Source organism: Helicobacter mustelae (genome assembly GCF_900476215.1).
GTDB lineage: Bacteria > Campylobacterota > Campylobacteria > Campylobacterales > Helicobacteraceae > Helicobacter_H > Helicobacter_H mustelae.
The window spans coordinates 884,752-900,262 of sequence record NZ_LS483446.1; the positions used below are offsets into that span (position 1 = coordinate 884,752).

Consider the following 15,511-nt stretch of genomic DNA (forward strand, 5'->3'; position numbering starts at 1 on the left):
AGAGAATTGGCCATCAATGCTTATGGTGGTTTTGGCTGTAGTTTTGGATCATCGCGCCGCTGCAAGAAGAGGGATGGCTGTGAGTTTTGATACCAATAAACTGCTGCAAGATTTTTTGATTAGCTATCTTCTTGTTTTCATTGTTGGTGAGGGCGGTTTTTGTGGTTTTTGGTGTGTGGCAGAGATTTGGGGCTAGCATCTAGCCAACCAATCCCTTCCAACCAGTGTCATAATCTAGCCCTAAAGCCCTGCTAGAATCCGCATCATCCAATATCCACGCCCATGCCTGCAATCAAGCCCTATGGTTCACATGCCTAGCCGAGTTAGAGGAATTCGTCTGCGCTGCTTTTGGGAGAGCATTGCAGATGCGCCAAAGAGGCAAATTGACCTCTTTTGAATTTTTCCACTGCAGCTCTTCCAATCATGGCTGCATTATCTGAGCAAAACTTTAGCGGGACTAGATGCAGGGTCTTTTGGTATTTGAGACAGAGTTTCTCCACCAGCTCGCGCAAAAACAAATTTGCACTCGCACCTCCCACGATGGCAAAATCTTGGATTTGAGAGCCTTTGAAATAGCGCTCGAGTTGTTGTAAAAGATGCTTGCAAGCCGCAGCTTGGAAACTTTTTGCGATTTTTTGGATGGAGTTTTTGGAGTAGGGGTAAGCTTCTTTTTCAATTTGTAGGCGGGTGGCATTTTTGAGCCCAGAGAAGCTAAAGCCAATGCCTGGATGATTGCGCAGGGGAATGGGAAAATCATAGAGCTCACCCTCATACTCCCTAGCATTTTCCTGTATGATGGGACCCCCGGGGTAGGAGAGCCCCAGCATTTTTGCGACCTTATCAAAACTCTCTCCAAAGCTATCATCTTTTGTGCTAGCAATAATCTCCATCTCCTCCATGCCTCTAGCCTCTATGATTTGTGTATGCCCGCCAGAGACTAGCAGCACAGATAGAGGGAAAATCAGGGATTTTTGATTGATAAACAAAGAAAAAATATGGCCCTTGAGATGATTGATGCTAATGAGGGGGATTTTTAGCTCTAGGCTTAGAACCTTTGCCATCATCAAGCCCTCAATCAATGTCACACTAAGCCCGGGCTCTGTGGTGATGGCAATGGCCTTAAAGCTTTCTTTTGGGATGGCTGCAAGCGCGTCTTTTAAAAGCTTTGGGAGATTGTCTGCGTGCATCCTTGAGGCGATCTCTGGGACCACGCCTCCATAGAGATTGTGAATGCTCTCTTGAGAGATTTTTTTGTGCCACAAAAGCTCACAATCCTCTATAGAAGTGATGCCAATGGAGCTATCATCACAGCTGCTCTCAATGCTCAAAATCATCAAAAACCCCATTTTTTGCTAAAATTATAACAAATTTTCATGAGGGCAGAATGAGGCGACTAAGGGCAGAATGGGAGTGCCAAAGCGCGATTTTGATGGCATTTCCCCATGCAAAGAGTGACTGGAAGATCTATCTCAAAGAAGCGCGCGAGACTTTTTTACAAATCATGGAGGCGATTTTGCCTCATCAAAAGCTCTTGCTTTGCATTCATCCTAGTGATAGGGAGGGAGAGGAGCTGGTGCGGGATAGATTGAGAGATTTTTTAAGGGATGGGAAGCTATTGATTGCGCACATCCCCACCAATGACACATGGGCGCGGGATTTTGGCCCCATTAGCATAGAAGAAGATGGCAGGACTCTGACACTTGATTTTGGCTTCAATGGCTGGGGGCTAAAATTCCCTAGCAATTTGGATAATCAAATTTCCTCTCGTTTAAAGGATTTGGGATTTTTGCAAAATTGCATCACGCAGGATTTAATCTTGGAGGGGGGGAGCATTGATAGCGATGGGGAGGGGGTTTTGCTCACAAATACCCAATGCCTCCTAGAAAAAAATCGCAATCCCTCTTACACCAAAGAAATGCTAGACCAGAGACTAAAAAAAGACCTTGGACTTACACAGATCCACTGGCTTAATCATGGCTATCTAGCAGGGGATGACACAGATAGCCACATCGATACGCTTGCGCGCTTCCTTAATCCCAACACCATTGCCTATGTGCATTGTGAGGATGCGGAGGATGAGCATTTTTTAGAATTACAAAAAATGCGCCAAGAGCTTGGCGCGCTGCGCACCAAAGAAGGCCTACCCTATAAGCTCATCCCGCTGCCACTACCAAATATAGAGTATGATGGAGAGCGCCTGCCAGCAAGTTATGCAAATTTTTTACTCATCAATGATCGTAAGCTTTTACTACCCACTTATGGGGTGCCAGAGCTAGATGCCCTAGCCATCCAGGCACTAAGCCCCTATTATGATGTCTTGCCTATGGATTGCTCTATTTTGATCCGCCAGCATGGCAGCCTGCACTGTGTCACCATGCAGCTTTATGAAGACCTCTAGTGTATTTTAGAAATTTTGTTCATGGCCTTTAGGATTTTTGTTTTTGGCAGGGTGCAGGGGGTGGGATTTCGCCCCCATGTCTATAAGCTCGCAACAAAACTGCAGCTAAAGGGCTATGTAAGGAATGAGGGGAGCTATGTGGAGATCCTCATTGATAGGGATTTGGAGAGATTTTTAGAAATTTTGCAGAGCTCTTTGCCTAAAAGCGCCAGGATTACAAAGATCCTCACAGAGCCAGCTGATGAGTTGAGTTCTACCCCCATTGCTGCTGGGGGCGTGGCTGGTTTATTTGGAGATTTTGTGAAAGATACTGCCAAAGCAGAGTCTGAGGTGGCAACAGCACCTATAAATCACCCCAGGAACCAATCCCTGCAGGAAGGACAAAATTCTGGGGATTTTTCCATTTTGGATTCGCGCGCACAAAATTTTTCCCTCTCATCCCCCCCGCCCCAAGACCTTGCCCTATGCAAATCCTGCAAAAAAGACCTCTTCTCCCATCAGCGCTTTTCTCACTATGCCCTAACCACATGCTCAGACTGCGGCCCTAGATACAGCATCTTACAAGCTCTTCCCTATGATAGAGAGCATACAAGTATGAGGGATTTCCCTCTGTGTGAGGATTGCGCTAGGGATTTTAAGGATCCTAAAAATAGGAGATTTCACGCCCAGACCCTCTCTTGTAAGCAATGCCCAATCCCCCTGCAATTTTTTGCCAAAGACATCACAGCCAGCAATACACAAGCGCTTGCAATCTGCAGGGAATCTCTGCGATCGGGAAAAATTCTTGCCATCAAAGGAGTAGGGGGGTTTGCCCTTATCTGTGATGCTAGAAATCAAAAGAGCATCGCCTCTCTAAGGGAGAGGAAGACCCGCCCCCATAAACCCTTTGCATTGATGGCAAAAGATCTAGCAATGGCAAAGAATCTAGCATTTGTGGATGAAGATGAGGAAAATTCCCTCTCTAGCAAAGAAGCACCCATTGTGCTCTTAAAAAAGAAAGAAAATCCCCTCCTTAGTAAAGAGAACCTTGATCTCATTGCCCCGGGATTAGCGCATATTGGCATCATCCTGCCCTATAGTGCGCTACATGTTTTGCTGCTAGAGGGCTTGGATTTCCCTATTATCTTTACCAGTGCCAACAAAAGTGGCGAGCCCATCATCCATGACTATGAGACTTTGTGTCAAAAACTTGGCAATGTGGTGGATGGAGTGCTGGATTATGGCCGCGAGATCAAAAACCCCATCGAGGATTCGCTGGTGCAAAAAATCGCTGGAAAAATGCGCATCCTGCGCCTAGCCCGTGGCTTTGCCCCGCTTCATGTATCCATCCCTCAACTAGAAGAAAATTCTCAACTGCTAAAAAATTCTCAATTGAGAGAAAACTCCCAACCAGACTCACAGGCAGAAAGTTCCAAATCTCAGAAAAATCCCCAGGTGCTGCTTGGCATGGGGGCAGAGCAGAAGGTCACCGTGAGCTATCGTGAGCATGGGGAATTTTTGATTTCCCCAACCATCGGAGACTTGGACAATCCAGAGAGTCTACGCTCCTATGAGCATACGCTTGCATTTTTGCAAAAACTCTATCAACTTAGGCCCACAAAAATCATCAGTGACAAACATCCATCCTATCACTCCTATGAAATAAGTGCTAATTATTCTGCAAAAACTTCTATTTCATGGGAGCAAAAGCTCCATCATCTTGCGCATTTTCACGCGATTTTTGGGGATGCCATGCTGCAAAATCCTACCCTCCTTCCCCAAGAGGAGGTGCTTGGTGTCATCTGGGATGGCACGGGTCTAGGAGAGAATCTAGAGATTTGGGGAGGGGAATTTTTCTTAGGCAATCTAGAACAATCCCGCAGATGGGCACATTTCCAAGCCACTGCCATCTATGGAGGGGAGAGGGCTGCAAAGGAGATTTATAAAATCGCCTATAGCTTTGCAAAAGCATATGCAACTCCCAAACAAATTGCTGGGCTCAAGGAGAGCTATGCACAAAAATATGCCTATTTTGAAATCTTTGATAGCTCGATAGATAGGGGGATTTATGGATTTTTTAGCACCTCTGTGGGGAGGATGTTTGATGCACTGGCCGCTCTTTGTGAAATTTGTGAGCATAATAGCTATAATGCCCAGGCCCCCCTATGGCTAGAAGCCCTCTATCAACGGGAGTTTTATGGGATCTATGCAGTGAAAATAGAGGGGGGTATCATTGATGTGGGAGGGATTTTTGCAGGCATTTTCCAGGATCTAGATAGGGGGGTGCAGAGGGCAGTGATTGCGACCAAATTCATCGATACGCTTATAGAAATCATCTTCCAGCTTGCGCAAAAAAGCCATGTGAAGCATGTGCTTTTCTCTGGTGGAGTATTCATGAACAAAGCACTGTGTGAGGGAATTGTGCGGCGTTTTGTGGATTCTGGCATTTTGCTTTATTTTCATCTCTATCTGCCTAGCAATGATGCAAATATCTCCTTTGGCCAGGTGATGTGCTAGATGCTCTCTCTGCTTTTTTGATTGCTCGCGCTGTGGATTGATGATCTGCCTTGCTTTTTTAATCGAAGTTGATTGCATTGCTTCAAGCGTGAAAAACACAGAGGGGGCGCTGGTTTTTTGATAAAAGTTTATGACTTGCCCTCCATATTCTCTGTCTTGCTTTTTTATCTGTGCCCTAAACCCTCCTTTTTATCATCAAAAACAAAAATCACAAGCTGATGAGAAAGGCCCAAAAAAGTAGTATGATTTGCCAAACAAAACAAAAGGAGTGTTCCATGTTGTCAAAATATTGGAGATTTATTGCGCCCATTCTTGTGGGTGGAGGGGTCTTACTAGTCCCTGCGCCAGAGAGCCTTAGCTTTGATGCCTGGCTTTATTTTGCTATCTTTTTGTCCGTAGTGGTGGGGCTGGTGCTAGAGCCCTTGCCTGGGGCTTTGATTGGTTTATTTGGGGTGTGTGTGCTAGTTTGGCTCAAGCTTGGGCCAAGCAGTTCTGCGGGCTTACAAATCACTGCTGCTTCTGCCATCAAATGGGGTTTATCAGGATTTGCCAATGTCACAGTTTGGCTGATTTTTGCAGCCTTTATGCTAGGACTTGGATATGAAAAAAGCGGCCTTGGCAAGCGCATCGCTCTACTTTTGGTAAGGACTTTGGGGCGCACGAGCTTAGGCCTTGGCTATGCCATCGCTATTGCTGATGGAATCCTAGCACCCTTCATCCCCTCCAATTCTGCGCGCAGCGGAGGTACGCTCTACCCCATTGTCTCTAGCATCCCTCCTATGCTAGATAGCTTCCCAGATAGGGGTGCAAGGAAGGTGGGTGCGTATTTGGTATGGGTGAGTTTGGCGGCTACTTGTGTGACTAGTTCGATGTTTTTCACAGGTCTAGCTCCCAATTTGCTAGCTATGGAGACAGCCATCAAGGGCGGATTTCCCGGGATTTCCTGGGTGGGGTGGTTTGTGGCATTTGCACCCTGTGGGATTTTGCTCTTTGTGCTCACACCCCTGCTTACCTATTGGATCTATCCGCCCCAAATCAAGGTCTCTAATGAAGCGCCAAAATGGGCAGCAGAGGAGCTGAGAAAAATCGGTCCTATGAGCGTGAAAGAATATCTCATGATTGTGCTAGCACTCTTTGCGCTGGTGTTTTGGATCGGGGGCAAGGCCTTTGGTGTGAATGCCACCACGGTGGCACTTAGCGTCGTGCTTGGCATGCTGCTTTGTGGCATTATCACTTGGAATGATCTTTTGGGAAACAAAAGTGCTTGGAATGTGTTGGCCTGGTTTGGGTCATTGGTCACTTTGGCAGGAGGCCTCAATAATGTGGGCTTTCTCAAATGGGTGGCGGGCTTTGGCGGGGAATATCTCAAAGATTTTGATCCTATGGTGGCCTTTGTGGGGATCTTGGTGCTTTTTTATTTGCTGCATTATTTCTTTGCTAGCACCACAGCACATGTGACTGCATTGCTTGGATTGTTTATGGCAGTGGGGGCAAATATCCCTGGCATTGATGCTGCAGAGCTAACACTCTTGATGATGCTCTCTCTTGGCATCATGGGAATCATCACTCCCTATGGCACGGGGCCAAGCCCGGTGTGGTATGGCAGCGGATATGTCAAAAGCGCAGAATTTTGGCGTCTTGGCCTAATCTTTGGGATGTTTTATCTGGTGGTGTTTATGGTCATCTGTGTTCCCTGGGTGCATCTCTATGCCCATAGATTCTTAAGCCAGTGATACATCAATGCTTGAAGCACCCTTTCATGAAGGGGGGCGGCATTTAGGATTTTTTTAACGCCAATCCCCATCCATCACGCACAAGGAGGGAAAATCAGCTTAGTGGTGGAGGGGAAAAAGCAGCAAGCTTGATGGCAATTCTCCAAGCGACAAAAGAAAAAGCGGCGCATCAAAATAAAAATCAAAGCGCCAAAACAAAAGTGCCAAACATTCAAAATGCTAGTGGGACAATCAGAGTTATGTCTTTTTGGCAAAGAGCATAGAGATTTTTACAAAGATCTTTTGCCAAAACCCCAGCTTCTTGCCGCTGTGCTTTAGTAAGAGATCTAAGATCTCCCTTCGCTGGAACATGATGGCACAATTTAGCGGCGTTAGACCACTTCCCTCATCGACCTTGGCCCCATGCTTCAAAAGCAGCTCTGCCATCTCATAATACCCCTTGAAGCAGACCCCAGCAAGGGGGGTTTGATTGCGATTGTTTTTTTGATCCACAAAGGCTCCACGCTCAAGAAGCAAGCGCGCGCATTCTAGGCTATTGTGATAGCTTGCTAGCATAAGCAGGCTATCGCCCTTATGATTGGCAAGATTGACATTCAATCCATAATCTAGCATGATTTTGAGACTCTCTGTGTCATCTTCTCTGGCAAAGTCAAAACTACGAGCCACAAATTTCTCAAATTCCTCTTCTGTGTGCTCTGGATTTGCGCTCTTTTGGCTATTTTGCGCAGCCTGGGAGGGATTTTGATTGGGTTGTAAGGAAGGAGTAGCCTTGAAATCTGTGGAGTTTGCTCTCTGCTCTTGTCTATTTTGCGCAGCCTGGGAGGGATTTTGGTCTGTGGAGGAATTGCTTTGCATCATCTTCCTTGTGTGGGAAATTTGTGTGAGATTCTACTACAAGAAAATAAAGCCAAACCAACTCCAGGTGGAATTTTGTATAATGTTTCCAAAAATTTAGAGGCCCCCTTGAGTCGTATTTTGCATCCTATAAGAGTTGTTATTCTTTTTAGTGGAAATGGGAGCAATATGCAAAATCTCATAGAGAAATTGCATCAAAAAACCTTCTTTCTGCAAAACAAGCAAGTGAGATTAGAGATCCTTGCTGGAATTTGCAACCAAAAAGATGCCTATGGCATCAAGCGCTTGGAGGCTATGGGGATCCCCTGCACACTCCTTTTGCATCAAGATTTTGCATCCCGCCAGGATTTTGATGATGCGCTAATGTCGCATCTAGAGCATTTGGGGGTGGATTTGGTGCTGCTTGCAGGATTTATGCGCATCTTGACTCCAAAATTTTGTCAGAGTTTTAGGATTCTCAATCTCCATCCCTCCTTGCTCCCAAAATTCAAAGGTGCTCATGGCATGCGCCAGAGCTTTGAGAGTGAGGAAAGGGTTGCTGGGGTGAGTGTGCACTGGGTGAATGAAGAGCTAGATGGCGGGGAGATTGTTTTGCAAAAAAGTCTTGTAAAAATCCCAGGGGAGCGCTTTGAGGATTTTGAGGAGCGCATCCATGCGCTAGAATATGAGGCCTATCCTGAGGCCGTGTTACTGGCATTGCATGCCATCATCTAAGGTTTAAGGATTGGAAGAGCTAATTTTTCATCATCTCATCACATTTTCCCTCATCTCCATCTCCATTGGGGTCGCGCCATTTTTGAGTAAGATCACCCATATTCCCATTGTGGTGGTGGAGATGCTACTTGGCACTCTGGGCGTGTATTATGGAATTTTTGAAAGCAGCGATGCGGTGGATATTTTTGCCAAGATTGGATTTTTGTTTTTGATGTTTTTATGCGGCATGGAAGTGAATCTGCGGGATTTCCGCCAGCTTGGTAAAAGCTTTTTGAAATACACCATATTTTATTTTGTATTGCTTTATGCGGGGGCTTTTTTGCTGGTGCTGTTTTTTGGTCTGCCCAGTATTTTTGTAGCAGCACTGCCAGTGATGAGTCTTGGTATGATTATGGCGCTGATTCGTGAATATGGCAAAGAAGAGGCCTGGCTTAGTATCGCACTGAAAACAGGCATTGTTGGGGAGCTACTTAGCATCGGAGCCTTGGTATTTATTAATGGGATTTATTCTCATGGATTTACCTTTGAGCTTTATAAAATCTTGCTAGTGCTTTTTGGTTTTGTGGCAATTATTAGCGGGATGTTTATGCTGGTGAAGATTTTATTTTGGTGGTTCCCCAATTTCAAAACCTTCATCATGCCCCATCATGATGATACGCAAAATCAAGACATTCGCTTTTCGATGATGTTGTTTTTTGTATTGATTGTTGTGGTGATGTGGCTGAGCCTAGAGAATGTGCTGGGGGCATTTTTGGCAGGGATGATTATCGTGACATTTTTCCCCTACAAGCATGAGCTCATCCACAAACTCAATGACATTGGCTTTGGTTTTTTTATCCCATTGTTTTTCATTAATGTGGGCATGACGCTAAAGCTTGAGATGATTTTTCACAATCCCAAATTGCTCTATGATGGCTTTTTAATCGCACTTGCAATGTTGTTTCTGCGCCTTGTGGCTACAAAGATTGCTTTTTACAAATATTTTCCCCAGATGCGAGATGTGCTGCTCTATGCGCTTGGCCATGCCATGCCCCTAACTTTTTTGGTGGCCACTGCAGCATTGGGGCTCAAGCTTGGCGCTATGAATGAGGATACATATTATGCATTTTTGTTGGCTGCAATATTTGAGGGTGTGGTGTTTTCCATCTTCATTAAGGTGATTTTTCTTTTTTGGAAAAAGAAAAATCAACATTGATAAATGCAGGCCAAGCAAAATCTACCTCGCATAGGATTTAAATCCTTGTAGGTTACAAATCAAATCTCAATAAAATAAAAGCATCAGGCCCAAGGTGTTGCATGCCACCTCATATGGCCGCAAAAATAGGCTATAATGCCAAAAATTTGAAGGGAAAATATGGAAACATTTAAGAAATTTGTGGAAAAACATCAAGCAAGGGAATGTCTAGGATTTGGGGTTGCTAGGGTGGATCTTGGGAAGAGGGGAAATGTACTCTGTGCCACGTATCCAGTGCTCAATTGGAAGGAAAATTTTGGAAGTTATGCAGTCTTTGATGCTTGCAAAAAATCCGCTACTCTTGTTAGCCAGTCACAAGATGAGGCGATTTATTCCCTCAATCTTGCATGCATCAATGAGGCTCTAGAGATTTTTGCACCCTTTTTGCCAGAAGCACTAAGAGACCCAGAGAGTCATAGAAACATCCAAGTGCTTTTAGAACTAAAAAAAATTCTCTCTTTGCCAAAGCAAAATCAAGTGGATTATCGTTTGGTGTTTTTGTATGCAGATGCTCCGTGCAAAAGCGTAGAGAGTGCCTATATGAAGCTGCTTGCACTTTCCCTTGGCAAGGCCCCTTTGCGCAGCCTCCATCTGGATGGGATTTTTGGATTGCTAAGCAATGTGGCTTGGAGTGGCAATAAACCCTATGAATTAGAGGATTTGCGCCAAAATGAGATTGCCTGGAAGCTCTCTGGGACTTATCCGCATATTGATTTTGTTGATAAATTTCCGCGCTATCTCATGCAGGTGATCCCCCAATATGACAATATCAGAATCCTAGATAGCGCAAAAACTCGCTTTGGCGCTTATCTGGGCAAGGGTGGCTATACACAAATGCCCGGTGCGAGCTATGTAAACTTCAATGCAGGGGTGGAGGGAGCTTGTATGAATGAGGGGCGCATCTCTTCTTCAGTCATCATCGGTGAGGGTAGTGATGTAGGAGGTGGTGCGAGTATTTTGGGAGTATTAAGCGGTGGGAATTCTGAGCCAATTTCCATTGGTAGAAATTGTCTTTTGGGCGTGAATAGCTCCACAGGCATCAGCCTAGGAGATGGCTGTATTGTCGATGGTGGGATTGCTGTGCTCTCTGGGACGGTTTTTGAGATCCAAGAACAAGAGGCCCAAAAGATCCAAGCACTCAACCCCAGTTTCCTCATCCACGAAAATGGACTCTACAAGGGTCGCGAACTCTCTGGGCTGCATGGGCTGCATTTCAGACAGGATAGCAAGAGTGGCAAGATGGTCGCATTCAAAAGCAACCAAGAAATCACATTAAACAAAGATCTGCATTGATGGCATGTTTTTTGCTTTTTTTGCCTAGATTTATCAAGGAAATTGGAATGAAGAAAGTTTTAATCGCTTTAGTGTTAATTTTTGGTTTTTGCTTGGCCGAGGACTTGCCTAGCAACCAGGGCATGGGAGTGCAGGACACACCAAAGCCTCCCACCATCGCGCCAAATCCCAAGCCAGATCAAAGAAAAATCCCCCTAGATAATCCTCCCAAGGGCAATCCCCTCTCCACTCCAAAAAGTGCTAAAACCTTCCTAGATTTCGGGCTTGATGCTGCCAAAAAAGGCGATTATAAATCAGCCTTTCGCTTTTTCACCCAGGCCTGTGATAATGGAAATCCCGCAGGCTGCTTTGCTATTGGCACCATGTATATGAATGGCGTGGGCATCCAAACCAACATTCAAAAAGCAGAGCGCTATTATCAAATGGGCTGCTCAGGGGGAGATCCTACCGCGTGTTCGAGTCTGGCTAAGATCTATGATTACAAAGAACAAGCAAGCGCCAATGACAAAGAAAAAGCAGCGCAGCTCTACATGACTGCCTGTCAGGGTGGGGACATCATGGCATGTAACAATATTGCCTACATGTATGCCAATGGAGATGGCGTGCCAAAGGATTATTTCAAAGCCTTGCAGTACTATAAATTTTCCTGCGATGCTGGCAGCGATCTGGGATGCTACAACCTCGGACTTATGAGCAACACCAATAATGTCTATGGTTATGATCGTGCCAATCTCACCATCGTAGATCTCAATTACATCGCCTGCAATGCCGGGGATATCACAGGCTGTGCCAATCTTGGCTGGATTTATGCCAATGGCCTAGGAGGAGCGCCAGTGAGCTATTATTATGCCGCGCATTATTTCAACATCGCCTGCAATTCTGGAAATCTTAGCGGATGCAATAATCTTGGCGTGCTCTATCAAAAAGGCCTTGGTGTCACCCAGGATACCAACAGAGCATTAGATCTCTTTGGCTATACCTGCAATCTAGGCTATCAAATGGGCTGTGATAATTATCGCATCTTCAAGCAGCAACTTACAGGTAATCGCACAAATCCTGGTTCTTTTTTCTTCCCCAATGATCCAAAGCTGGGGAAATTGCCAAACATTGGCAGAACCCCTCCACCACCTAGATAAAACCCCTAAGCATGCAAACTCTCTGGGGCGTGGTGTTTCCGCGCTCTCATGGAGCATATGTGGATTCCCCTTGGTGGTGAGCTTGTGTGGGGTTTTGCTAGGCAAGACTCACACAAGCTCTCCAGTGAGCCCTTCAATCACCTGACCCATGCTCAATTCCCCTCTAGCGCCGCATGTACGCCTACCTTTCTTAAGCAAATCTCAAAAAATCCCGCACAAAGTGGCAAAAATTCGCTCCAAATTCACCCTCTAGAATTCACGCACAAGCTTATTGGCAATTTTCACACTCCATGCTACGATCTGCGATCTCCTCTCTTGCCTCTGGGCTCTCACTCCTAAGATAATAAGTAGATTTGAGGCCTAGCTTCCAGGCAAGGGTGTAGATTTCATGCAGAGATTTGATGCTGGCATTACCATCAAGCTTGATAAAGGTATTGGTGCTTTGTCCTTGATCCATCCATTTTTGGCGGATTGCTGCGGCCTTGATGATTTGCTTTTGATCCAGGTCATAGGCTCTGGTGTAGTAGGGGAAGGTCTCTAGGTTTAGGTTTGGTACGACCACTGGGATCATGCCGCTCAAATTTTCCTCATACCATTTTTTCCGATAGATGGGCTCGATGGTCTGGGTTGTTCCCACCAGGATAGAAATGCTTGAAGTAGGGGCGATGGCCATCAGATATCCATTGCGCATGCCATCCTTTTTGACTTTTTCGCGCAAAAAATTCCAGTTATATTCGCGGTCAAAGAGCCCGCCGCGATCTACAAGCTTACAGGCTTCTTTGTTTGCGATGTCGATGGGAAAGATCCCCTTGCTCCAGTTAGATCCTTCAAATTGCGGATATTTTCCTTTCTCTAGCGCGAGATTGGAGCTTGCTAGGATGGCATTGTAGCTGATTGCTTCCATGATCATGTCAATTTTTTCAAAATGTTCTTGGGAGCCCCAATGGATTTTTTGGGTAGCTAGCATCTCTGCCTCTCCCATTACACCAAGTCCGATGGCGCGATTTGCCAGATTAGTGGATTTTACCTTGCGATTAGGATAGAAATTGAGCTCGATGACATTATCAAGCATCCTGATGGCAATGGGTACGATTCGATCGATGTCTTCTTTGGTGTGAATGCGGCTAAGGTTGATGCTTGCTAGGTTGCACACTGCGGTGTTGCCATCCTTGTGCACACGGCTTGTGATATAGACTTTTTTGCCACCGATGCAATCTAGACTTGTGATTTTATTTGCCTTTTTTTCGATGCCCGCATCTGTGAGCACCAATTCCTGCTCTTCAAAATATTGCTTGCTAGAATCCTCAAACTCCACTTCGATGAAATAATGATTGGCACTGGTGTTTTGGAAGATCTCAGTACAAAGGTTGGAGCTTCGGATAATGCCTGTATGTGGGTTGGGATTGGCTTTGTTGGCATTGTCTTTGAAGCATAAAAATGGCATGCCTGTTTCAAAATAATTTGTAAGAATCTTTTTCCAGAGTTCTTTGGCATGGATATGCTCTTTGATAATGTCTTGGCGTTTTTCAAATTCTAGATATTTTTCTTCAAATTCCTCGCCATAAAGCTCAGTGAGGATGCCACATTGATAGGGATCAAAGAGTGTCCACAACCCATTTTCTTCTACGCGTTTCATAAAAAGATCACAAATCCAAAGTGCAGGGAAAAGATCATGTGTCCTTCTTCGCTCCTCGCCGCTATTTTTGCGCAGGTCAATGAATTCCTGCACATCTGTATGCCAAATTTCTAGATAAGTGGCAATGGCACCCTTGCGAGTACCCAGCTGATCGACTGCAATTGCCACATCATTGGTGATTTTGAGGAAGGGTACAACTCCCCCTGCTGCATTTTTATGCCCATCAATAAAACTGCCAAGCCCTCTTACGCGGGAAAAATCCCAGCCAATTCCTCCGCCATATTTGGAGAGCAATGCCATTTCTTTGTATGCATCAAAGATTCCCTCGATATTATCAGGAGTGCTGCCAATATAGCAAGAGCTAAGCTGATGGCGTGGAGTTCTGGCATTGGCAAGCGTGGGGGTGGCTGTGATTACTTCAAATTTAGAAATGACATCATAAAACTGCAGAGCATAGGCATTGGGATCTTTTTCATTTTGTGCCAAAAACATTGCAATGGCCATAAACATATGTTGAGGCAATTCTATGGGCTTGTTTTGCCTATCCTTGAGCAAATAACGATCATAGAGGGTTTTGACACCAAGAAAATTAAATTGCAAATCCCGCTCTGGCTTGATTTGTGCATTAAGAAAATCTAAATCAAATTTTTCCTTCAGTCCTTTGACAATCTTTCCTTCCTGCTCCCCCTTTTCAAAATATTCCCTCAAACTCCTATAACCCGTAAACCCACTGACCTTATGGTAGAGGTCATACAAAAAGAGACGAGCTGCTACAAATGTCCAATTGGGGCGATCCATGTCAATTTTATTCACAGCAGTTTTGATGAGGGTTTGCTGGATTTCTTCTGTGGTGATATTGTCACGAAAATAAAATTTACTATCCACCTCAAGCTCACTGTGACTAACATCTTTGAGATCCTTGACAGCACTAGAGGTATATTTGTGGATTTTACTAATATCCAGGGGTTCGATTCTTCCGCTTCTTTTTACAACTGTGATCATGGATACTCCTCTTTAGATATGGGGATTTTTTATTTTATTGATGTATTGATTTTAAAATTCTTCTTTAAAGATATTTTACAAATTCATGTTTACTGAGTCTAGGCGCCCTTTTTTCTGGCTTTTTGGCATGATAACCAAAGGCAATGAGAAGCGAAATCTGCTCACTAAAGGGATCTAGCCCTAGTAATTTTTCCAAAGGCTTTTTTTCAAAACCCTCAATGGGACAGCTATCAATATGCAAAAAGCTAGCACAATTCATCATAGAACTTGCGATGAGATAGGCCTGCTTGGAAGTCCAGTGATAGATGCTTTGAGCTTCTTTGTAGTCATTATTAGCAAGGAATGTGCCATATCTCTTGCTATATGCCACAAGGGCTTCTGGGTCTTGTATCTTTCGAGAAATCATGCGATTTACATAATTGCTCCTGTGATCCATGTCTAGCACTTTGGAGGTTAAGACTACAAGCTTGCTAGAATCTGTGATTTGAGTCTGATTCCAGCACAGGGACTGCATTTCCTTGCGCAGAGCCTTGTTTTCTATGACTAGAATGCGTGTTGGCTCCAGTCCAAAGGAGCTAGGTGTCAGCCTGCCAGCTTCCAAAATTTCTTCAAAGTCTTGCAAGGATATTTCTTTTGTGGGATCAAAACTCTTGCAAGCAAAGCGTGCTCGCATCGCATCTAAAAAAGCATTTTTCATAAAAACTCCTTTTTTTAAATTTTTCTATTCCCATCGCCAGCGCACATTGTTGTCCTAGCGATTTTGCCTAGGAATTACTTCTCTTTCCTTGTGTTTGGGATTATTCCACTTGCTTCATTGAGCGGGAATGACTTTTGGGCTTGGCTGGCTCATTGACTTGGTTGCTGTTTTTAGTTTTGCATCACTTGCATTTTGCAAAACCCATCTACTAAACAAGAGCTATTTTTGACCAAGAACCATCCCATGCGCTCCTACCCCCACAGCCTTCATGAGGGGCTGTGATACTCATTTGCTTGGTGTTTTAGAGGCCTTTGGCA

12 protein-coding genes are annotated in these 15,511 nt (G+C 44.8%); 7 read left to right on the forward strand and 5 right to left on the reverse strand.

The window, feature by feature from the left end; translation table 11 throughout:
• Positions 1 to 13 precede the first annotated feature (13 nt).
• Both DQN48_RS07595 and tsaD read right to left on the reverse strand, forming a co-directional pair.
• Positions 14 to 199: a hypothetical protein gene (locus tag DQN48_RS07595; RefSeq protein WP_145980435.1), complete on the reverse strand. Its 186-nt coding sequence runs from the start codon at positions 197 to 199 to the stop codon at positions 14 to 16.
• A 124-nt stretch (positions 200 to 323) separates the two neighbouring features.
• A complete protein-coding gene (gene tsaD / locus DQN48_RS04145; RefSeq protein ID WP_041913132.1) occupies positions 324 to 1,334 on the reverse strand; it encodes a tRNA (adenosine(37)-N6)-threonylcarbamoyltransferase complex transferase subunit TsaD in 1,011 nt (336 codons plus the stop codon).
• A gap of 50 nt (positions 1,335 to 1,384) precedes the next feature.
• Here tsaD and DQN48_RS04150 point away from each other — a divergent pair, with 50 nt between their 5' ends.
• The 3 genes from DQN48_RS04150 (at position 1,385) to DQN48_RS04160 (ending at position 6,627) form a co-directional block, all read left to right on the forward strand.
• Complete coding sequence (locus tag DQN48_RS04150; protein WP_013023103.1) at positions 1,385 to 2,398, forward strand: agmatine deiminase family protein; 1,014 nt, start codon at positions 1,385 to 1,387, stop codon at positions 2,396 to 2,398.
• A 21-nt stretch (positions 2,399 to 2,419) separates the two neighbouring features.
• Entirely contained in the window at positions 2,420 to 4,894 is a 2,475-nt protein-coding gene (locus tag DQN48_RS04155) for a carbamoyltransferase HypF (protein WP_013023104.1), read from the forward strand.
• 275 nt (positions 4,895 to 5,169) lie between these two features.
• Positions 5,170 to 6,627: a DASS family sodium-coupled anion symporter gene (locus DQN48_RS04160; RefSeq protein WP_013023105.1), complete on the forward strand. Its 1,458-nt coding sequence runs from the start codon at positions 5,170 to 5,172 to the stop codon at positions 6,625 to 6,627.
• A gap of 237 nt (positions 6,628 to 6,864) precedes the next feature.
• Here the strand turns inward: DQN48_RS04160 and DQN48_RS04165 are convergent, their stop codons facing one another.
• Positions 6,865 to 7,293, reverse strand: coding sequence for an ankyrin repeat domain-containing protein (locus DQN48_RS04165; RefSeq protein WP_041913322.1), 429 nt, complete (start codon positions 7,291 to 7,293; stop codon positions 6,865 to 6,867).
• Positions 7,294 to 7,476: 183 nt separating this feature from the next.
• On the opposite strand from DQN48_RS04165, the gene purN reads away from it, so the two are divergent.
• The 4 genes from purN (at position 7,477) to DQN48_RS04185 (ending at position 11,859) form a co-directional block, all read left to right on the forward strand.
• Positions 7,477 to 8,196 carry a phosphoribosylglycinamide formyltransferase gene (gene purN, locus DQN48_RS04170; RefSeq protein ID WP_013023107.1) on the forward strand — a complete coding sequence of 240 codons (720 nt, stop codon included), beginning with the start codon at positions 7,477 to 7,479 and terminating at the stop codon, positions 8,194 to 8,196.
• A 22-nt stretch (positions 8,197 to 8,218) separates the two neighbouring features.
• Positions 8,219 to 9,391 carry a cation:proton antiporter gene (locus DQN48_RS04175; RefSeq protein ID WP_041913324.1) on the forward strand — a complete coding sequence of 391 codons (1,173 nt, stop codon included), beginning with the start codon at positions 8,219 to 8,221 and terminating at the stop codon, positions 9,389 to 9,391.
• A gap of 159 nt (positions 9,392 to 9,550) precedes the next feature.
• Positions 9,551 to 10,723, forward strand: a complete 1,173-nt coding sequence (locus DQN48_RS04180; protein ID WP_013023109.1) for a 2,3,4,5-tetrahydropyridine-2,6-carboxylate N-succinyltransferase — start codon at positions 9,551 to 9,553, stop codon at positions 10,721 to 10,723.
• A 47-nt stretch (positions 10,724 to 10,770) separates the two neighbouring features.
• Positions 10,771 to 11,859 (forward strand): tetratricopeptide repeat protein, encoded by a 1,089-nt coding sequence (locus DQN48_RS04185; RefSeq protein ID WP_049762231.1) that lies wholly within the window; start codon positions 10,771 to 10,773, stop codon positions 11,857 to 11,859.
• Between the two features lie 268 nt (positions 11,860 to 12,127).
• Here DQN48_RS04185 and DQN48_RS04190 read toward each other — a convergent pair whose 3' ends face one another.
• Positions 12,128 to 14,497, reverse strand: a complete 2,370-nt coding sequence (locus DQN48_RS04190; protein WP_013023111.1) for a ribonucleoside-diphosphate reductase subunit alpha — start codon at positions 14,495 to 14,497, stop codon at positions 12,128 to 12,130.
• Between the two features lie 64 nt (positions 14,498 to 14,561).
• Entirely contained in the window at positions 14,562 to 15,194 is a 633-nt protein-coding gene (locus tag DQN48_RS04195; RefSeq protein WP_013023112.1) for an NAD(P)H-dependent oxidoreductase, read from the reverse strand.
• Positions 15,195 to 15,511: the final 317 nt, after the last annotated feature.